Origin of the sequence: Macrococcus epidermidis (assembly GCF_003259695.1) — a bacterium.
GTDB lineage: Bacteria > Bacillota > Bacilli > Staphylococcales > Staphylococcaceae > Macrococcoides > Macrococcoides epidermidis.
The window spans coordinates 49527-69191 of sequence record NZ_PZJH01000001.1 but is presented as its reverse complement, the minus strand read 5'-3'; the positions used below and the strand labels follow the sequence as shown (position 1 = coordinate 69191).

General features: G+C 33.0%; 21 protein-coding genes. 6 read left to right on the top strand and 15 right to left on the bottom strand.

Annotation, left to right across the window (positions count from 1 at the left end; genetic code table 11):
• Window positions 1-10: 10 nt before the first annotated feature.
• From BHU61_RS00460 to BHU61_RS00445, 4 genes are read left to right on the top strand one after another with little or no spacing between them, the layout of a single operon-like run.
• Window positions 11-727, top strand: a complete 717-nt coding sequence (locus tag BHU61_RS00460; RefSeq protein WP_111714119.1) for an endonuclease/exonuclease/phosphatase family protein — start codon at window positions 11-13, stop codon at window positions 725-727.
• Window positions 728-741: 14 nt separating this feature from the next.
• A complete protein-coding gene (locus BHU61_RS00455) occupies window positions 742-1509 on the top strand; it encodes a metallophosphoesterase family protein (protein ID WP_111714118.1) in 768 nt (255 codons plus the stop codon).
• Window positions 1510-1556: 47 nt separating this feature from the next.
• Window positions 1557-1949 (top strand): DUF3232 domain-containing protein, encoded by a 393-nt coding sequence (locus BHU61_RS00450; RefSeq protein WP_111714117.1) that lies wholly within the window; start codon window positions 1557-1559, stop codon window positions 1947-1949.
• Between the two features lie 53 nt (window positions 1950-2002).
• A complete protein-coding gene (locus BHU61_RS00445; protein WP_111714116.1) occupies window positions 2003-2719 on the top strand; it encodes a hypothetical protein in 717 nt (238 codons plus the stop codon).
• A 347-nt stretch (window positions 2720-3066) separates the two neighbouring features.
• Here the strand turns inward: BHU61_RS00445 and BHU61_RS00440 are convergent, their stop codons facing one another.
• The 4 genes from BHU61_RS00440 to BHU61_RS00425 form a co-directional block, all read right to left on the bottom strand.
• The gene (locus tag BHU61_RS00440; RefSeq protein ID WP_111714115.1) at window positions 3067-3384 is read right to left on the bottom strand and encodes a hypothetical protein; all 318 of its coding nucleotides are present in this window, start codon (window positions 3382-3384) and stop codon (window positions 3067-3069) included.
• Window positions 3365-4429: a hypothetical protein gene (locus tag BHU61_RS00435; protein ID WP_146608851.1), complete on the bottom strand. Its 1065-nt coding sequence runs from the start codon at window positions 4427-4429 to the stop codon at window positions 3365-3367. Before BHU61_RS00435 ends, BHU61_RS00440 begins: the two co-directional genes overlap by 20 nt.
• Before the next feature lie 155 nt (window positions 4430-4584).
• On the bottom strand, window positions 4585-6147 hold the full coding sequence (locus tag BHU61_RS00430; RefSeq protein ID WP_111714113.1) for a hypothetical protein: 1563 nt from the start codon (window positions 6145-6147) through the stop codon (window positions 4585-4587).
• 145 nt (window positions 6148-6292) lie between these two features.
• Complete coding sequence (locus BHU61_RS00425) at window positions 6293-6616, bottom strand: antibiotic biosynthesis monooxygenase family protein (protein ID WP_111714112.1); 324 nt, start codon at window positions 6614-6616, stop codon at window positions 6293-6295.
• 195 nt (window positions 6617-6811) lie between these two features.
• Between BHU61_RS00425 and BHU61_RS00420 the strand changes: the two genes are divergently transcribed.
• Window positions 6812-7222 (top strand): DUF2188 domain-containing protein, encoded by a 411-nt coding sequence (locus tag BHU61_RS00420; RefSeq protein WP_111714111.1) that lies wholly within the window; start codon window positions 6812-6814, stop codon window positions 7220-7222.
• 48 nt (window positions 7223-7270) lie between these two features.
• On the opposite strand, the gene BHU61_RS00415 is transcribed toward BHU61_RS00420, so the two are convergent.
• The 10 genes from BHU61_RS00415 to BHU61_RS00370 are packed head-to-tail and all read right to left on the bottom strand — an operon-like array spanning window position 7271 to window position 17863.
• Complete coding sequence (locus BHU61_RS00415; protein ID WP_111714110.1) at window positions 7271-8926, bottom strand: glycoside hydrolase family 13 protein; 1656 nt, start codon at window positions 8924-8926, stop codon at window positions 7271-7273.
• A 21-nt stretch (window positions 8927-8947) separates the two neighbouring features.
• Window positions 8948-10057, bottom strand: a complete 1110-nt coding sequence (locus BHU61_RS00410; protein WP_111714109.1) for an ABC transporter ATP-binding protein — start codon at window positions 10055-10057, stop codon at window positions 8948-8950.
• Window positions 10058-10067: 10 nt separating this feature from the next.
• Complete coding sequence (locus tag BHU61_RS00405; RefSeq protein WP_111714108.1) at window positions 10068-11036, bottom strand: sugar phosphate isomerase/epimerase family protein; 969 nt, start codon at window positions 11034-11036, stop codon at window positions 10068-10070.
• A gap of 12 nt (window positions 11037-11048) precedes the next feature.
• Complete coding sequence (locus tag BHU61_RS00400; RefSeq protein ID WP_111714107.1) at window positions 11049-12095, bottom strand: Gfo/Idh/MocA family protein; 1047 nt, start codon at window positions 12093-12095, stop codon at window positions 11049-11051.
• Window positions 12096-13112 (bottom strand): Gfo/Idh/MocA family protein, encoded by a 1017-nt coding sequence (locus tag BHU61_RS00395; protein WP_111714106.1) that lies wholly within the window; start codon window positions 13110-13112, stop codon window positions 12096-12098. It lies immediately after the preceding gene.
• Between the two features lies 1 nt (window position 13113).
• A complete protein-coding gene (locus BHU61_RS00390; RefSeq protein WP_111714105.1) occupies window positions 13114-13827 on the bottom strand; it encodes a ThuA domain-containing protein in 714 nt (237 codons plus the stop codon).
• Window positions 13824-14834 carry a LacI family DNA-binding transcriptional regulator gene (locus BHU61_RS00385; RefSeq protein ID WP_111714104.1) on the bottom strand — a complete coding sequence of 337 codons (1011 nt, stop codon included), beginning with the start codon at window positions 14832-14834 and terminating at the stop codon, window positions 13824-13826. The genes BHU61_RS00390 and BHU61_RS00385 overlap by 4 nt, the downstream gene beginning before the upstream one ends.
• Window positions 14835-15647 carry a carbohydrate ABC transporter permease gene (locus BHU61_RS00380; protein WP_099581313.1) on the bottom strand — a complete coding sequence of 271 codons (813 nt, stop codon included), beginning with the start codon at window positions 15645-15647 and terminating at the stop codon, window positions 14835-14837. It lies immediately after the preceding gene.
• Window positions 15647-16513: a carbohydrate ABC transporter permease gene (locus BHU61_RS00375; protein ID WP_099581315.1), complete on the bottom strand. Its 867-nt coding sequence runs from the start codon at window positions 16511-16513 to the stop codon at window positions 15647-15649. The genes BHU61_RS00380 and BHU61_RS00375 overlap by 1 nt, the downstream gene beginning before the upstream one ends.
• 57 nt (window positions 16514-16570) lie before the next feature.
• The gene (locus BHU61_RS00370) at window positions 16571-17863 is read right to left on the bottom strand and encodes an ABC transporter substrate-binding protein (RefSeq protein ID WP_111714103.1); all 1293 of its coding nucleotides are present in this window, start codon (window positions 17861-17863) and stop codon (window positions 16571-16573) included.
• A 275-nt stretch (window positions 17864-18138) separates the two neighbouring features.
• Here BHU61_RS00370 and BHU61_RS00365 point away from each other — a divergent pair, with 275 nt between their 5' ends.
• Entirely contained in the window at window positions 18139-18675 is a 537-nt protein-coding gene (locus tag BHU61_RS00365) for a hypothetical protein (protein WP_170122414.1), read from the top strand.
• Between the two features lie 48 nt (window positions 18676-18723).
• Here the strand turns inward: BHU61_RS00365 and BHU61_RS00360 are convergent, their stop codons facing one another.
• Window positions 18724-19644 (bottom strand): WYL domain-containing protein, encoded by a 921-nt coding sequence (locus BHU61_RS00360; protein ID WP_111714101.1) that lies wholly within the window; start codon window positions 19642-19644, stop codon window positions 18724-18726.
• Window positions 19645-19665: the final 21 nt, after the last annotated feature.

The following is a 19665-nucleotide window of genomic DNA, read 5'->3' as shown; positions in this document are numbered from 1 at the left end:
GAGGAATTCAATGATTTTAAGTTTAAACGTTAATAAATTTGGTGGAAACAAGGGAAATGCTGAAGGTCATGATTGGTCACATGATTACATTGATTCAATTATCGAATTTATAAATGAGCAACATATTACTTCTAATGACTGCATTATCTTACAAGAAGTAAATATGAAATTAGAACCATTTACTTACTTCATCAAACAGTTACCAACAAATCTGATAGTTCATCCACCATCAAATATCAAAATAAAAAAACCTTTGGGTTGTACTATTGCTATCACCACTAAATATAGTCCCTGGACTCAAAAAGATTCTATTGATGATGGTATTAATTTCTACAATAAAACCATTCATTTACAAAATGTTGAAACTAATCTTTCAGTAATGGGTGTGCATATGCCATCAGCAGATACATCAAATGATGAACTAGGTAAAAAATTATGGGATAACTTAATCGAATTTAGTGAGACAAATAATAAGTTCTTAATTATCGGAGACTTTAATGTGTATAAAGAAGGTGATGAAAATTACGAAGTATTTAATAAGCTATCAAAGAATTACGAATTAGATGCCTGGATACAATCTGGTAACGATAAAAGCACAAGAACTTTTGTAGGAAATACTAGAATTGATTACGCACTAACAAATGTATCATTCAAAACAATTGATATTACGAATCATTTAATAGATAACGACATCTCAGATCACGAAGCTATTATGATTAATTATTAAAGGAGACATGCTTATTGAATACAATCTTCGTTGGAGATTTACATCTTAAAAGTCGTATCATACTTCCTCTCATTGATAATATTATCGAAAGATTTGAAGTTAATAGCGTTATATTTCTCGGAGATTACACTGATTTTCCTGGACAGGAAAACAACATTAAACTTTATGCTAATGACTTGATATTCTTATCAGAATGGAAACAAAAATACAGAATAAAAGGTATTGAAATAATTAATCTTATTGGCAATCATGATATCTATTACTATCTTGGTACAAAGGCTGAGTTTTCTATAAAAGACGAAGAAGCTTTTTGGGCAATTGGTGATTTTCTAGAAGAATTGTCATTACAAGTAGCTTATCAACTTGATGAATATATTATTAGTCATGCAGGATACAATCAATACTTTAATCCAGAACCATGGCACTTTAAACCTTTAACATTAGATAACAGTACAGCCTTAGAACGACTTGCGAATACAATTGGACCAGAACGTGGTGGTACATCGAAAGGTGGATCACCCGTATGGGCTGATTATAGTGAGCTGTTAACTAAACCAAATAAAACAATTTCTAAACAAATCGTTGGCCATACCCCTATGCAAAGTATCGATATTTCAAAAGATATTATTGCTGTAGATACATTTGCAGTCGATAACAAATTAAGATTCTTTGGAAATGGTGATATATTATTCTATAATAAGTGCAATAAGTTTCAAATAATAAAAACTGAATGGAAATCGCAAGTAACATTAGAAAGACTTAAAAGCTTAATATATTCATAAAGTAACAATGATTTTAAAAATAGATAATAGCTAAATGGAGGAATTCAATGATACCAACTTATGACAAAGCAAAAGAGCAAAAAGATTTACTGGATTTTGATACAGCACAAACTATTTATACAAAATTACTTTCAGAAAACAATCATAATGATAGTGAATTAAAAGAGTACTGGGACGACTTTATAACTGAGTGCATGAATTATAGTAATTTCAGAAGTTTGTGGCTAACTTTATCACGTGAAGAAAAAAACGAAAATGATTTTGATGCTAAACGAACAAGTGTACACAATGAGTTAATACGAAGTTTAAAAGTAATTAAACGCTATTTAGAATTAGAAGATAAAGATACAAGTTGGTATGAAGAAATAACTGATAACAGAAAACGTATAGGTGATTTCGCAAATTATATTGCTTATGTATATGCGTTGAATGCAAGGTAAATTTTAGATCATTAATATTTATTAAAAATTTTAATTTTAATGGGGGAATAAAAATGGGGAAACGATTAGAGTTTGAGGAAAGATTTACACAAGCAAAAGAAGAAATTAAATCATACAATGAAAAGAACTATAGCTTTGAAAAAATGACAAAAATACTTAAAGAATATATTTTCGAATTTATTAGTGATATTAACAACAAACAAGTCATTTCATTAAATGCAGTATATGAATATAATTTAGCAGAATTATATCACCTTAATAGTAATAATCAAGATTATCATATCAATGAATTTTTAATGACTAAATTACTTCCTAACTATAATCCATTAGAAATTTTATCAAATGATTCACTTCACTATGTATATGTAGTCCAAAGATTTGACGGTATGGTATGTGTCGTTGGAAGATCACAATTTAGTACCAGCTCTAAAATCAATGTTCAAAATGCAATTAATAAAGATAGTAAATTAAGTACATTCAATATTGAGATAGAATCATCGATAGATAAGATAGGAGATTTATTTATGACTATTGTGCCTAGTTCACCTTTAAATTTAACAGGTACTCAAAAATTAATATATAAATTATTAAATCAATCAGAAAAAGATTTTGAATCTATAACAAAAGACATGAAAAACTATTATGCTCAAGCATTTGTCATCCCGGTTAAAGGTGGAAAAAATATGGCGGATACAATTGAAAGTTTATTAGGTGAATATTTATTGTCTAAAAGTATTAATATTTTAAATATCGATTCTCATTTATGGTAATTTTATTTTTGTAAATATATTTACTCCAACTTTTTAAGTGATAAAGTTTTAAGTACTAAATATGATAATATAATACAAATTAAGATATTTAGTGAGATTTCAACAATAACCGATTATGATATCAATAATTATTAAAGTATTATTTAATATACTGAAACTAAGTTTTATTTTCACACCATTATTTATCATTTAAAGTATTAATTATTAAACCAAATTAACTTCAGAATAGCACAATAACCAATTTAATAATAAAAAGTATATTATAAAAAATGTAGACCAAAAAAGCATGTGCCTAATGTTCAACCAAGCACATGCTTACTTTATATGATGAATTAATTGTTATTTAATTATTCATACCCTACAAATTCAATCGATATATTCTTTCTTACTTCTATATCAATAATATTATTATTAAAGTGTTTTGCTATATCCGTCATATTCATTTTTTTATATTTATCATTTTCCCCGACTTTTTGTACATAAAATTTAATTATCTTCGATACATCACCATATGTTAAATTTTCTTCCGATTTAGCAAGCTTAGGAATTATGAGCTTTGCCATCAAATCATTTGTTTTCGTTATCTCTTCAACTGCTCCACCATTTGCTGTCATCTGAACTGTAACAACTGGCTGATCTGATACTTTAAAGATTATCTTCTTCATGATATTCCTCCCATAGCTCACTAATCATCTCATTTTGTAACCTACTTAAAACCATACCTGCTTTAATTTTTGCAAACTCAAATAATTCTGGTTTTAGTATTTTGATTCTTTCGCAAGAGGCTTCTAAATCCGTCTGAAGTCGTTTAACATTAATTTTAATTCTCTTCAACCCGTTTTCTTGAAGGAATTCGATGTTTTCTTTCATATTCAAACCAGCTGAGATCAATCCATCTTTACCAGTTTCATTTATTGATAATTCTCGAATCTTTTCGTTCCATTTTTCCTCACTCATACTTTCATACATTTCATTATCTTCTAAATTGAAAGTAAATGGTAATGCTCTACCATAATCGATATTTACCGGTATTGTTTGTTCTGAATTTACTAAGAATATAGTGTTCGTACTATTAATACGTCTGTCTTTATTTGAAATCAAGATATCAAATGCTGCTTGCTGTATTATAAATTCTTTTGCAGTAGCTTCATCTACACCAACTTGTTTGTAGTAATCTAATAAGTCTTCAAATATAGATAGATTATCAACTCCGTCAACAATTTTACGTTCGTACAATTTATGATTTATAGGAAAGTAATAGTTTTCTTCATCGTAATGTTCATTATCTTCTGCTCTTGGGTTATGTTTTGCTAAAATCGCTTCTAAAAACCCATTTGCTATAAAGTTATTTGAAGTTGTACCACTCACTTTGTTTCCTTTCATATCAAACATATTGAATTGATAAGTAAGTGAGTTCATATTTCCATCGTCAACAAAGTTATCAATAAGTCTTGATATTATTTCTTCAGTTACTGATGAATAACTTTCATCAAATGTATTAAGTAGGCTTCCTTGTCTTTCTATGTTCACTTCATCCATTTTCACAAACTTTTCTTGAAATATATTGTCATGCTTAGTTTTAATATAAATAAATCCTTTCCTTTGCAATCCTAGCAATTTTGGATCTGAGAATTTTTTTCCACTTAACTCGATATACCTATCTTTTACCTCACCAATTGTAATGTCTCCATAGTCACTCACGTCTACCAAAATATCTGACTCGTTATCAATTATTTTCTCATACATTTTTATACCATCTCCCAATGTAAAACGTTGTATAGGGATAATGTTTATTCCCTAATTTGAGTATAATATAATTACAATTATTTGTATACAATTAACGTCCATGTGATAATAAAGTGTTTTTATCTACCACTATAATTCTCACCAAATATCGCAATACCATTTACTAACCCTTCACCGTTGTCGTAAACTTCTACATAGAATCCATTCGTCTTATTATTATCAAAACGGATGTGATGCTCATCTTCAAAATCAGGTGAAGAATCCCATTGTCCTGCAAGACTCACGAATTCAGGATATTGATCCGTCGGTTGCATAATATAGCTAAATACTTTGCCATCTTTAATCGATACTTCAAAGTTATCGTATACATAAGTATGGCTGCCGCTTCTTCCTGCTTTCTCCTCTACTGTGTCACCTAACTGTTCAATTAAATCTCCCGCATCGTCACCGACTTTATAACCTAATATTTCAAAATTATTGGTACAAAATTGATATCCAAATTTAAATGTCGTAATATCCGGAAGATTATAATGCGCTATACCATCTACCATGTCGATATTGGCATCATCTACAACATTTTCAGAACTACTTGCATCTCCTGAAGAATCACTAGAACTTTCTGAGTAGTCATCTGAATATACTCCTACTTCCTGAACGATACCGTTGCTATCACTTATCGCTTTCGTAACATATCCGTCATCAGGTTGAACGTCATATATCGTTACGATTTGATCGCCGTCTTTCTCTTCAGTATATTTGCTTCCCCAGAACTCACGTAATTGTTCAATATTGATTTTATCTCCACTAATATCCATAGCAACCTTCGTTACTATGTCTCCATCTTCATCAACCGAGTATTTACCAATTTCTTTACTGCCATTTCCGATTAATTCAGTAACTGCAGACGCATCGCTACCTACTTTTACATTCTCAATACTAAAGAAGTTACTGATCAATCCTTCTGCAACATTACGATGCATTACATTTAATGTTAAATCTGTATCACTAACTGTATAACTTGAACGTAATGCTTCGATATATTGTTCTTTAGTCAACTTTCGTACGCCTGAGTATTCTCCTCTGCCGATTTCAACTTCCGTATAGGTACCATCTGGATTTTCATAATACTTTAAGAATATGCCACCAACCCAAAAACCAGTATGCTTAGGTGTTCCCCATACTGGCTCTATATCTTCCATGGGAATTAATGTACCATTTTGATTAAAGTAAATTGTTGATATTTTTTCATTATCACTTGGTACACCTTCTGAACCATCACCAAAAATAATTTCTATGTTAGGATATTCTTGAAATACGACACCATGATTTTTGTAATAAAGATTCTTAATTTCAAAATCACCCATTGCAGCTTTAACTTCTTTAAAAGTTAAACCTTTAACTAATCCTTTATATCCAATCTGGTTATTACTTTCAAACTCATTTTTAAAATCGTCTGAGAGTGTATCTATATTCTTTAATGCTTCTGTATCAATCGAACTCTTAATGTCATCTTGTTTTTCTTCAGTTGCTGTTGATGTCTTATTATCAGTTTTATTTGCAGATTTTTTATCAGTTGATTGTTCTTCTGTTTTAACCGTTTCTTCTTTTTTCTCTGTATTACACGCAGCTAATAATAAGGTTGGAATAATCATAGCACCAATTGTTAAGTTTCTTTTCATCATAATATACGCTCCCATTATATAGTAATTTATTAAATTATAGGTATTATTCTATATCTTAAGTATATCATTAGATTAATATAAATTAATTAAATATTTAATATACTTATTTAATTTATATACAAAAACCCTCCCAATAAAGGAAGGTCTACTCTCTTATAAACTTCGCATCACGCTCTCCTAATTCATCCGATACATAGCGCTCTACTTTCATACGTAAATCATATTTCTCTCGCAGCTCTGTTATTTCTGCCATCATTTCAGAAGCATGATGTTTATCAATTGCTTCTTGATTCTCCCAGCTATCAATTAATAAGATTGTTTCAGGATCATCAACTGGTATAAAATATTCATAACGCGTATTCCCTGGTTGTGCTTTAATTCTGTCTACTATCCCTGTACGCTTCATTTCCTCAGCAAACTTTCGTGCATTGCCGTTAATTCCTGTATAATAAATATTTACTGTGATCACATTATCACTCCTTTTATTTATTTTATCAGATATTAAACCTCATCTTAAAGATAATAGAACTGCATTCTTTCGTGAGATCATCATAATAATATATAACTATATTTGTTAGTAAAATAAATTTTTTTAATATTAAGTGCTTAAGAAATTTATTACAGGTTATATATAAATTGAATATAATTTTTGGGAGGTTTCGACATGTGGACAATGAAAGATTATCCTAATAGCTGGAAGAACTTTGATGAACTCGAGCGTAAGAAAGCCATCGATATCGGTAACGCAATGTTGAAACAAGGTTACAAAGAAGAAGATTTAATCCCTATCGCCACGAAACAAGCTCAAGACTGGTATAAAGATGCGACAAAAGACGAACTGGATGAATTAAAAAATAAAAAGATCACTCAGCATAAAAAAGACGATTCAGTGAATGTTGATTTAATGGATAATGATGTTGAAGTGTATTACGAAGATGAATCATGGAAAGTGAAGACAAAAGGTTCTAAACGTGCATCTCAAACATTCGATACGAAAAAAGAGGCAGTTGCCCGTGCTAAAGAGATTGCTGAGAATAAAGGTAGTAAGGTGAATGAGCATAAGAAGGGTGAATAACTTTTATAATATATAGTAAAAATCCCTTGAAAACTCAAGGGATTTTCTTTATTTCACATAATATACTCTTGTTTCGAATGGTTTCAATGATAATGATGTGTCATTGTGTGCTTCAATTGCATAGTTATTTAATACGATATCTTCTGAGTTATACTGAATATTTTCTGATTGTAATGTCACTTCCTGATCAGATAAATTTCCTATAACATATAACTTTTCATTATCTAACGTTCGCAGATATGCAAATACATGTTCATTTTCTGCATAAACTAATTTGAAGTCACCGTAAGTAACGATATCATGTGATTTTTTAAACTGAATCATTTTTTTGTAAAAGTTTAATACTGAATGCTCATTTCTTTCTTCTTCCTGCACGTTAATCATAGTATAGTTCGGATTAACTTTCATCCATGGTGTACCTTCTGTAAATCCAGCATTTTCACTATTGTCCCATTGCATCGGTGTTCTTGAATTATCTCTAGAATTGAGTTGCAAGTCGGCAATAATGTCATCTGATTCTCTACCGGAAGCAAGATCCATATTATAGATATTTTTCGCATGTACATCATCAAATTCAGTAATATCAGTAAACGGATAATTCGTCATGCCAATTTCCTGACCCTGGTAAATAAAAGGTGTTCCTTGCTGAAGGAAGTATACTGCACCATGAGCAGTTGCACTTTCCATACGATAGTCTTCAGAACCCCATGTAGAGGGTATTCTTGGTCTATCATGATTTTCTATGAACAGCGCATTCCATCCTCTGTTATGAAGTCCAACTTGCCAGTTATTCAATACATTTTTATATTTTAAGATGTTGAGTTTCTTGTCATGAATCTCCCAAAGTTTAAGATGTTCGAACTGGAAGACCATATTAAACTTGCCATCTTCTTCTCCAACCCACTCATTTGAGTCTTCAATTGTAACTCCATTTGCTTCACCAACAGTCATTATGTCGTACTTCTCAAATGTTTCTCTCTTTAATTCTTCAAGGTACGTCTGTATACCAGGCTGATTCATATGTCTTGTAAAGGATTGAACATATTCTAATCCTTCTGGGTTTTCAATATCACCTTTATCAAATGATTTCTTAATATGACTGATAGCATCTACTCTGAACCCGTCAATTCCTTTATCCAGCCACCAGTTAATCATATTATAAATTGCATGACGCATCTCTTGATTATCCCAGTTTAAATCGGGTTGTTTTCTACTGAACGTATGGAAATAATATTGTTCAGATACCGGGTCATATTCCCATGCAGATCCTTCAAAGATACTTGCCCAGTTATTCGGTTCTTTTCCATCTTTACTATCCTGCCAGATATACCAGTCTCTGTACTCTGAGTGTTCAGATGTCTTTGCTTCTATAAACCAAGGATGTTCATCACTTGTATGATTAACCACAAGATCCATAATAAGTTTCATACCACGTTGGTGCGTTTCTTGTAATAATCGATCAAAGTCTTCCATCGTACCGAAGTCACTCATAATATTTTGATAATCACTAATATCGTAACCATTATCATCGTTTGGTGAATCATAAATTGGAGATACCCAGATGACATCAATACCTAATGCTTTTAAGTAATCTAACTTTTCAGTAATGCCGTTAATATCACCAATACCGTCTCCATTTGAATCTTTAAAACTTCTTGGATAAACCTGATAACAAACCGCTTCTTTCCACCACTGTCTTTTCATCGCTTTCTCCTTCGTGCACTTTTACTCGTTTACATTTTTAATTCTTTCTGTTGTTTCTTCATCAAAGAAATGTGCTTTGTTCATATCAAATGCTAATGTAATCTTATCTCCTGCATATAAATCATTACGTGCATCTACTTTAGAAATAAATTCCTGTCCTTCTAATTGAGAATAGATCATCACTTCAGAACCAAGTAACTCACTTACTGTCACTGTTGAATCAAATGAAGTTTTTAATGAAGCATTGATAAATAAAGTCTCATCATGAATATCTTCTGGTCTGATACCAAATTTGATATTTTTCCCCACGTATCCACGAGATTTTAATGATTTCATAATACCACCTGGAACTTCAAATGTTTTATTACCAATGACTACACCATTTTCAGTAAGTGTTGCATCAAAGATATTCATTGGTGGGGAGCCGATAAACTCCGCTACAAATATATTTTCAGGATGATCATACACTTCACGCGGTGTTCCAACCTGCATAATATCTCCATCTTTTAATACGACAATACGTGATGCCATCGTTAACGCTTCTGTCTGGTCATGTGTTACATAGATAGTCGTTGTCTGAATTCTTTCATGTAATTTTGAAATCTCCGCTCTCATTTGGACACGTAATTTAGCATCCAGGTTAGATAATGGTTCATCCATTAAGAACACTTTTGCATCACGGACAATTGCACGACCTAGTGCAACCCTTTGACGTTGTCCACCAGATAATGCTTTTGGTTTACGATTTAAATATTCTGTAAGTCCTAATATTTCAGCTGCTTCATGTACACGGCGCTTAATCTCATCTTTCGGTAATTTTCTTAATTTTAAACCGAATGCCATATTATCAAATACCGTCATATGTGGATATAACGCATAATTTTGGAATACCATTGCGATATCACGATTCTTCGGTGCAACGTCATTCATTCTTACACCATCAATTGTAAATTCACCTGAAGTAATATCTTCAAGTCCTGCAATCATTCTTAATGTTGTTGATTTCCCACACCCTGAAGGTCCAACGAATACGATGAATTCTTTATCCTGGATCTCAAGATTGAAATCTTTAACGACTGTATTGCCACCTGGATATGTCTTTTTAATATGTTCTAATTTAATATTTGCCATGATATCACTCCTATGCCCACCACATGTTTGCAGGCGTTTCTTTTATTAGTACTTCTTTTAAGTTCTTAACTGCTGTGCTAAAACCTTCATCAACACTCATTAATGGATCTTCATGTTCAATGCTGACTACATAATCATAGCCATAAGTTCTTAATGCACTCATCATATTTGACCAGACGAATTTGTCATGTCCACAACCCACACTTCTAAACGTCCAGCTGCGTGTTAGAACATCTCCATACGGCTGCATATCTAACAAACCATGCATATTGACATTATCCTGATCAATATATGTATCTTTAGCATGGAAATGATGAATCGCATGCTCTTTACCTAAAATTTTAATTGCTGCTACGGGATCAATACCTTGCCACCACATATGACTCGGATCTAAATTTGCACCAATATATTCATTTGTAGCTTCACGTAATTTCAGCATAGTATAAGGTGAATGCACTAAGAATCCACCATGTAACTCAATGCCAATCTTTACATTATGCTCTTTTGCAAGTTCCGCTATTTCTTTCCAATATGGAATAAGTTTTTGTTCCCATTGCCATTCATAAATATCTTTATACTCGGTTGGCCATGCTACTACCGGCCAATTTGGATATTTACTATTATCATCTGCACCACTTGTACCACTAAAGCAGTTCACAACTTGAACATTCATCAATGATGCTAGTTTAATTGATTTTCTTAAAGCATTGTCTGAATCAACGCGTTCAGCTTCATTTGGTGAAATCGGATTACCGTGACAACTAAATGCACTGATCATCAATCCTCTTTTTGAGAATTCTGCTAAATATTCTTCACGTGCACTTTCTGATGCCAGCAATAAATCTACATCAATATGTGCACTACCAGGATTTCCTCCTGTTCCTACTTCAACCGCTTCTAAACCTGCTTTATGTGCATAATCTAACATTTCTGTAAATGATAAATCATTAAATAAAGGATTGAATACGCCTAATTTCATCGTGATCTTCTCCTAACTATTTTGAATTTTTATCGCTTTGTTTTGTGCACTGCTTAAGTAAATTGCTTCAATTATTTTAGATACGTTACGTGCTTCAACAGATTTCACTTTTAATACTGAATCATGCAAGATTGTTCTAATAAAATTGCTAGCCTGTAAATACTCGAAAGTATTTTTCTCCTGCACGTAATCTATCGTGGTTGTCGTCATCAAACCTTCTGAAGCTGTATTATATTTCATATCAAATACATTAATGCCGCCTTTAGTACCTGCTATACTAATGAATTCTTCATCATGTTCAATATTTGCTGACCAACTTGTTTCAAATAACATTGAAGCCTGATTATCAAACTTAACATATGCTGTAACATGGTCATCTACTTCAAAAGTGGATGCATCAAAATTTCCCCATTCATTGACGATGTCATGGTTGTCTTTACTTAAACGATTATATGTCGTTCCATTTACTTCAATAGGTTTAATATCTCCTGCTAGCCACATCGCTAAATCTAGTAGATGACATCCATAATCAATCAATGAACCGCCACCTTGCAGATCTTTATTCGTAAACACTCCCCAACCAGGTACTTTACGACGTCGCATTGCTTTAACGTTAATTACAAGAGGTTCACCGATACCGCCTTGATCAATGATTTGTTTAGCTGCTATTGCTTCTTTCATGAAACGATAATGATATGCGATATGTAATACGCCTTCACTACGTTCCTCTGCTTCAATCATCGCATCACACTCTTCACTCGTTAATGCCATCGGTTTTTCACACATCACATGGACATCTCGATTGAGTGCCTGGATTGTATAAGGTGCATGAAACTTGTTCGGAGTAGTAATGATTACTGCGTCTACTGCTTCAAGCATTTCTTCATACGTATCACAAACATGTTCTATACCAAACTCAGTTGCCACAATCTTTGCTTTCTCAGCATCGATATCATAAATATGACTTACACTAACTTCCTGGAACTGCTGGAATGTAGGGATGTGTCTACCTGTTGCGATTCCTCCTGCTCCAACGATACCAATCTTTACTTGTTCCATTTAAATCTTCACCACTTTTTTCTCTTGTGCTGATTGTAAAGCTTTTACGATTACATTTAATGATGCTAATCCATCCTGCCCATCTACTGGTACTGGTTGACCACCTTGAATCGCTTCAATAAATCGCTCTATCGTACCTGTTGACGTTTGTGCGTCATTTGTTTGTATCTTACCTAATTTATATGCTTCTTTATTGCCTTCTTCATCAATAAAGATATAGTTAAATTCAGAATCTGTGTTAAGTTTTAATATGCCTTTTTCACCATAAATAATTGTACTGTTATCTTCTTCACCCTTGTACACCCATGCAGCACTCATTGTTCCTATAGCACCACTTTTAGTTTTCAAAATAAAGACTGCATTATCATCAACAGTACCTTCTTTTTCACTTCTTTCGATCATAGCACCAACTTCAGTGAACGTTTCATTCAATAAATAATGCATTAAGTCAATTTTATGAACACCTAGATCTCCCATAGCTCCAATAAAAGCGCGTCTTTTGTCAAAGAACCAGCTATTTGCACCGTCCACACTCCATGACTCTGGACCAGCATGTCCAAAAGTTGTTTTGAATGAATAAATTTTACCTAGCTTACCTTGTGAAAGTGTTTCGCGAGCTAGTTCATGTGCTTCTGTAAATCGTTGATTTTGAGCAATCATTAATTGTTTTCCTGAGTTTGTTGCTGCTTCGATCATACGCTCTGCATCTTCAATCGTTGTTGACATCGGTTTTTCACATAAGACATGCTTTCCAGCTGTTAAAGCTTCTATCGCAATCTCAGCATGTAAATAGTTTGGTGTACAGATACTAACTGCATCAATTGAATCATCTTGTAGTAATGCTTTATAGTTATCGTAACTTTTGCCACCAAATTGTTCTGCATATTCAGAAGCACGCTCCTGTACAATATCACAATATGCAACGATATTTACATCTTCTAAAAGCTGATATTCAGGGATATGTCTATGTGTAGCAATGCTACCTACTCCAATAATACCTACATTTAATTGTGCCATATTATTCACCTTTCTGTAACGATTCTATCGGTTGATGATTACCATACGTTGGATATGTTGATTGAGTTGGTTTCACCCAATTCACTGCATTTTTAATGACTTTTTGAACATATTCGTTATGGTATGTCGGATACGTTTCATGACCAGGTCTGAAGTAGAAAATCTTGCCATTACCACGTGTAAAAGTAGCACCACTTCTAAATACTTCTCCACCTTCAAACCAACTTAAGAATAATAATTCATCTGGTGCCGGAATATCAAAGTGTTCACCGTACATCTCTTCTTCTTCAAGTTCAAAGTATTCTGGCAGACCCTCGGCGATAGGATGTGCAGGGTTGATTACCCAGATTCTTTCTTTTTCTGCTGCTTCTCTCCACTTTAAATCACAGCCTGTACCCATGAGTTTCTTAAATACTTTTGAGAAATGCGCACTATGCAAGGCAATAAACCCCATACCTTCTAAAATTCTTTGATGCACTTTCTCAACAATTTCATCACTGACTTCATCATGTGCTTTATGTCCCCACCAAATTAATACATCTGTTCGATTTAAGACTTCTTCTGTTAAACCATGTTCAGGCATATCAAGTGTTGCGGTCGTTACATCACCTTCCAGAAAGTCTGCAATAACTTTATGAATCCCTTCTGGATAATGAAGTCTCACTTTTTCTGATTCTTTTTCGTGTCTATATTCATTCCATACTGTAATATTCATCTGCTCGCTCCAATCATTTGTGTTGAGTTTCTTTCAATTATTGTTGTAGGAATAATCACGTTATATATTGGAAATGCTTTATCTGATAATAGTTCAATTAAATTCGTTGCTGCTACTTTGCCCAGTGATTCCGGATAAATATTGACGACAGTTTGTGATGGACATGCAGTTTCACTTAAAAATGAGTCATTAAATGTTGCGGTCTGTATTGTTTCAGGTACATTGATTTTCATCTGATAAAGTATATTTAATACTAACAAATTCATCATACTGTCTGATGTAATCAAACCACTAAATCTTTCAATATTAATTTCTTTAAATATAGATTCAGCTTCTTTTAATTCAAGCGTGCCTTCTAATACTTCATAATCAATACCGTGTTTTCTGCAAACATTGATGAATCCCCATTCTCTATCTTTACTTACCTCATAATCACCTTGTTCACGAATAAATAGTAGGTTTTTGTGACCAAGTTCTACCATATATTCCGTTAACTGTTCGCTTGCCTTTACGTTATCATTATCGATATACATAACAGGATAATTATCATCAAGCGCTTTACCGATCACTACAAACGGGAAAGATTTTGACTTTAGATAATCTGTTACTTTGTCTTGTTTTGAGTATAGTAAAATAACACCGTCAATCATACGACTATCTAAATAATTCTTAACTTCTTTAAATAGTGCTTGCTCATCGATACTTGTTGTCGTAATCGTTGAATATCCATTCTCTTTACAGACCTTTGAAACACTGATTAATACGTCAGTGAAAAAGGGGTTCTGTCTCATTTCAATCGAAGCAGTCTTTAACACGAGTAATATTGTTTTTGTCTGTTTCGTTACAAGATAACGTGCAGATAAATTTGGTGTATAACCTATTTCGTCCATTACTTTCTGTACTTTCTTCTTTGTTTCACTACTGATACCGCTATGATTACTAATCACACGCGATACAGTAGAAGGTGATACACTCGCTCTTTTAGCTACATCCTTGATTGTTACCAACTATTTCACAGCCCCATCCGATACGCCTTTAATAATATGTTTCTGTGCAAAGAAGTAACCGATAATAACCGGTATGATTGATAAAGTTAATCCTGCTAAAGCTAAGTGCCACTGTTTCGTATATTGTCCAAAGAAGAAGAATAATTTAAGTGGAATCGTTTCCTGACCAGCACCTAATACTAAACTTGGTAATAGGTAGTCATTCCAAATCCAAATAATATTTAAAATACCTACTGTAACTGAAATTGGTTTTAACATCGGGAATATGATATACCAGAAAACCTGCCATTTACTTGCACCATCAATCATAGCTGCTTCATCTAATGATTTCGGGATACTTTGTAATGCACCGTGGTATAGGAAAATAGATAAACTTGCACCGAAACCTAAGTACATAAAGATTAATCCACTGATATTTAAGCTTTGTAAATCACCAAATATCTTAACAAGTGGAATCATTACTGATTGGAAAGGTATCAGCATCGCTGCAACGAATAAGAAGAATATGATGCCTGAAACCTTACTTTTATTACGATTTAAAGCGTATGCTGCCATACTTGAGAAAATAATAATTAATGTTACTGCTATCACTGATACAAGCACTGAATTAAAGAATGTACGTAAAAAAGATAACTGTTCAAAAGCATCTTTAAAATTCTGGAAAGTAACGTTTGCCGGAAGTTTTAAAGTATTATCAAAGATTTCTAACTTTGTCTTAAAAGCATTTACAATCATCAGGTAAAACGGTGATAACCAAATTAAACCTAAAATAATTGCTAATATTTCCAATCCCCATCTTCTGACTTTAGCCATTACATTTCCACCTCACGTTTCTTGTTATAGTATACTTGCGTTAAACTAATCACTGTTACGATAAGGAAGAATACAACCGCTTTCGCTTGTGCTTCACCCATGTGATTCATCTTAAATGCTGTATCTACAATATCCATCGCTAACATTTTCGTTGAGTTACCTGGGCCACCATTTGTTAAAGATAAGTTCTGATCATAAATTTTAAATGCACCTGATAACGTTAAGAACATACATACTGTAAATGCAGGTGCTACCATTGGGAAGGTAATATTTTTGAAACGTTGCCAAGCATTCGCACCATCAATTTCCGCCGCTTCCAGTAAATCATCTGGTACATTTTCTAAATATGCGATGTAGATAATCATAATGTAACCTGCCATTTGCCATGTTGAAAGGATGACCATTCCCCAGAAACCTGTATGTGTATCACTTAACCAACCTTGCAGCGCAGTAGAACCGATTGCTTCACCGATCATTGCAAATACTTTCGTAAAGATAAACTGCCAGATAAACCCTAGAATTAATCCCCCGATTAAGTTGGGCATGAAAAATACTGTTCTTAGTAAATTCTTTGATTTAATCTTACTTGTTACAATTAATGCTAAACTTAAACCGATAAAGTTAATGACGAAAATCGCCGCAATCGAATATTTAAATGTAAACATTAATGCATTGATAAATGTATCGTCTTTTAATAAATCAACATAGTTCTGAAACCCTACAAATCCAGGTGTTTGACTAACGTCTCCATTCCAATTGGTAAATGAATAGTAAATACCATATATAAACGGAATAATAATTACCATAAATAAAGCTACTAATACAGGTAATAAAAATAACCAGAAAGCTAAACTTTTCGTCTTCATATGCTCACTCCTTTGTTTAAAAAAGGGAGAACCACCGAAGCGTTCTCCCTTAAGTTTTTATTTACGTGCTTTTGCCCAAGCATCTTGTGATTTTTTAATTGCTTCATCAAATGTTAATTTACCAGTTAAATAATCTTGTAAATAAGCACCTAAAGCGTCATCAGTGTATCCAGTTGGATAACCTTTAAATACCCAGGCAGAAGTTTTACCCTCTTGTGAATATTTGTAGATTTCTTTTGATAATGGATCAGCAATCTTATCAGTATCATAGTCTTTATAAGCAGGAATAAATTTGAAATCTTCTACAACGATTTTCTTACCTTCTTCAGAAGTATATAACCAGTCTAAGAAATCTTTTGCTGCTTTTTGAACTTTTTCATCTGATTTTTTGTTAACTGCCCAGTTGTTTGCAACCCCTACTGGCATTGTAACTTCTTTATCACCAGTTGGAACTGCGATTAAACCAATATTTTTCGCAAGTTCTGGGTTTACACCTTCAACTGTAGGATATGCCCAGTTACCTTGTTGAATCATTGCAACTTTACCAGTTGAGAATAATTCTTCAACTTGTTGAGAGTAATCTAAAGATGCAACAGGTTGTTTTGAATATTTGTTTTGAATATCTAAGTATTGTTTTAATTGATCAGCTTTAGAGAATGTTAACGTTTTTGCTTCAGAAGCTTTTTTAATATCATTATCAAAGTCAGTTGCTAAGAACATGCTTGAAGCATGGTCACTTAACACCCATTTCTCTTTTGCAGGTAAAGCGAATACGCCAGAAAGTTTTAACTCTGATTTTTTAGCATCGATTTTTTCCGCAACTTTTTCTAGATCATCTAAAGTTTTAATATCTTCAGCTTTAACACCAGCTTTTTCGAAGATTTCTTTGTTGTAGATTAAACCATATCCTTCCTGGTTCATTGGGATACCGTAAGATTTGCCATCTTTTTGAACAGGTGCTAATAAATCTTCGTTAATTACTGCTTTAGTAGCTTTCATATCTGATAAATCAGCTAAACGATTTTTGTGAACTTCTAAATCTTCAGGACCACCGATATTGAAAATATCTGGTTCATTTTTTGAAGCGATTTTTGCTTTTAAAGCTTGACCGTAGTCGTTACCACCACCAACAGTGTCGATATTGATTTGAACATCAGGATGTTCAGCCATGTATTTTTTGGCCATATCTTCAAACTGTTGTTTGAATTCTACTTTGAACTGGAATACATTTACTGTTGTTTTGTCTCCATCTTTTGCAGTACCTCCGCCTGAGCCTGAGTTACCACAAGCCGCTAATACAAGTGTTAATACAATTAATGCTACCCACGATAAATACGTCTTTTTCTTCATCGTCAATCTCCTTTTGTTTAGTTTATAGGAAAACGTTTTCATTTAATACAACTAAAGATTATCACATTATTTTTGATAGTGCAATATTTTTTTGCAAACGATTGCATAACTTTTTTATCTAACACTTTTTCAATACTTTTTAAGTGCAATAACCTCATAGAAATATCAGTTTAATTTTCTAATAATTCTTAAAAATTTAATTGTTAGAAAATTCTTTTAATAATAAGATGATTTAAGTACTGTTTAATTTCATGCACAACATAGGGGAGAAATGTATGGAGAAAAAATTAGAAAAGAAAGTTTTAGGGGTTATTGAAGTAAGGAATATAAAGACGATTAATCTCTATAATAGAACTTATGAGAAAGCGAAAGACTTTAAACAAAAGCTTGAAGACTTTGTTGTTACAAGTGACATTCAAGTGTTCGAGAATGTAACAGAAGCTGTTAAAAATGCCGATATCATAAACTGTGCCACACGCTCAGAAGAAAGTGTCTTTGACCATAAAGACCTCCAAGCAAGCGTACACATTAATGGTGTCGGATCATACTTACCTGAAATGCGAGAAATCGATACAATATCAATCAAGCACGCTGACACAATTGTCCTGGATGATTTACACGGTGCACAGCATGAAGCAGGAGAATTCATTCAGGCTGAACAAGACGGGCATTTCGATTTCAACCAGGCAACGTTATTAAAAGATTTAACTGACAAAAATGAAACAGAAGGCGTAACCATCTTTAAATCAGTTGGCGCCGCATATTATGACCTGGCAGTAACAGCCGGGGCGTATGAATTGCTAAATGCATAACAAAACCCGACAGTGGATGGCACTGTCGGGTTTTATTTAGAAAAAATGTTACTCACTTTCCTCATACATCATATATAGACCCTTCATCTTGTTCTTAAATGAATTTACATACTCAACAGGTTCTAATATCTTTACACGTGGGAACACACGATAACACAGAAAATAAACATCCTCTTCTGTCATATTCACTGCAATTTTATAGTTCCCGTTTGGTAATCTTAAATACTCACGCTTAATCACAGGATTCTCTTCTTTAAACGTCTGAAAATATGAAGCATCAATTTCTAAAATAAGCTTTGATTTCGTATCAAATTCTCTTTCCGCTTCCTTCATACCATATTGCTTCACCTGTATGATGTCGATCATCTTTAAGGTATTCACTTCACCTTTATAGAAATAATGTAAATAGAAGTGATAATACTGGTATGAAATACGAATCGGCGTGATACCACGCTCAGTTATCTCATTACCAACCTCATCATAATAAGTCACACTCATCTTAACGTTATTATTTATCATTTCCTGAATTTCTAATAGATGTAGCGGGAACACTTCCTGATCCATTTCAAAATCTTTCATAAACGCATGGATATAATGCTGCTTAATATTATGTGTCTTATACGTACTCTTAACAAATTCTATCGTTTCTTTAGACAAATACGGCGTTAAGCTTTTAATCTGAATCAACATACTTAATAACGCCGCAGTATGATCATCCACTTGAGGAGAGACTAATGTATACGCACCTTTATGTCTTAAATAATCAATCTTACTTAAATCAGCGTGCTCATCTAACTCACGTTCACTTGCATTAATAAAGTTTTCTAACCCTTTCACATAACGTAATACTGAACGTTCTCCCCTGCCATATCGTTGTTTTAAATACTCTAAAGAAACGTATTTATTATTATTCAGCAAGAAATATAAATCTAGTATTGCTGATGACTTATTATCAAAATGCTGGCTCATCCCAGTTACCTCATAAAATGT

Excerpts from the sequence above, each read along its gene's own strand:
- BHU61_RS00460 (WP_111714119.1), top strand. The coding sequence starts at position 11 with ATGATTTTAAGTTTAAACGTTAATAAATTTGGTGGAAACAAGGGAAAT.
- BHU61_RS00450 (WP_111714117.1), top strand. The coding sequence starts at position 1,557 with ATGATACCAACTTATGACAAAGCAAAAGAGCAAAAAGATTTACTGGAT.
- BHU61_RS00445 (WP_111714116.1), top strand. The coding sequence starts at position 2,003 with ATGGGGAAACGATTAGAGTTTGAGGAAAGATTTACACAAGCAAAAGAA.
- BHU61_RS00440 (WP_111714115.1), bottom strand. The coding sequence starts at position 3,384 with ATGAAGAAGATAATCTTTAAAGTATCAGATCAGCCAGTTGTTACAGTT.
- BHU61_RS00430 (WP_111714113.1), bottom strand. The coding sequence starts at position 6,147 with ATGATGAAAAGAAACTTAACAATTGGTGCTATGATTATTCCAACCTTA.
- BHU61_RS00420 (WP_111714111.1), top strand. The coding sequence starts at position 6,812 with ATGTGGACAATGAAAGATTATCCTAATAGCTGGAAGAACTTTGATGAA.
- BHU61_RS00415 (WP_111714110.1), bottom strand. The coding sequence starts at position 8,926 with ATGAAAAGACAGTGGTGGAAAGAAGCGGTTTGTTATCAGGTTTATCCA.
- BHU61_RS00410 (WP_111714109.1), bottom strand. The coding sequence starts at position 10,057 with ATGGCAAATATTAAATTAGAACATATTAAAAAGACATATCCAGGTGGC.
- BHU61_RS00405 (WP_111714108.1), bottom strand. The coding sequence starts at position 11,036 with ATGAAATTAGGCGTATTCAATCCTTTATTTAATGATTTATCATTTACA.
- BHU61_RS00400 (WP_111714107.1), bottom strand. The coding sequence starts at position 12,095 with ATGGAACAAGTAAAGATTGGTATCGTTGGAGCAGGAGGAATCGCAACA.
- BHU61_RS00395 (WP_111714106.1), bottom strand. The coding sequence starts at position 13,112 with ATGGCACAATTAAATGTAGGTATTATTGGAGTAGGTAGCATTGCTACA.
- BHU61_RS00390 (WP_111714105.1), bottom strand. The coding sequence starts at position 13,827 with ATGAATATTACAGTATGGAATGAATATAGACACGAAAAAGAATCAGAA.
- BHU61_RS00380 (WP_099581313.1), bottom strand. The coding sequence starts at position 15,647 with ATGGCTAAAGTCAGAAGATGGGGATTGGAAATATTAGCAATTATTTTA.
- BHU61_RS00375 (WP_099581315.1), bottom strand. The coding sequence starts at position 16,513 with ATGAAGACGAAAAGTTTAGCTTTCTGGTTATTTTTATTACCTGTATTA.
- BHU61_RS00370 (WP_111714103.1), bottom strand. The coding sequence starts at position 17,863 with ATGAAGAAAAAGACGTATTTATCGTGGGTAGCATTAATTGTATTAACA.
- BHU61_RS00365 (WP_170122414.1), top strand. The coding sequence starts at position 18,139 with ATGGAGAAAAAATTAGAAAAGAAAGTTTTAGGGGTTATTGAAGTAAGG.
- BHU61_RS00360 (WP_111714101.1), bottom strand. The coding sequence starts at position 19,644 with ATGAGCCAGCATTTTGATAATAAGTCATCAGCAATACTAGATTTATAT.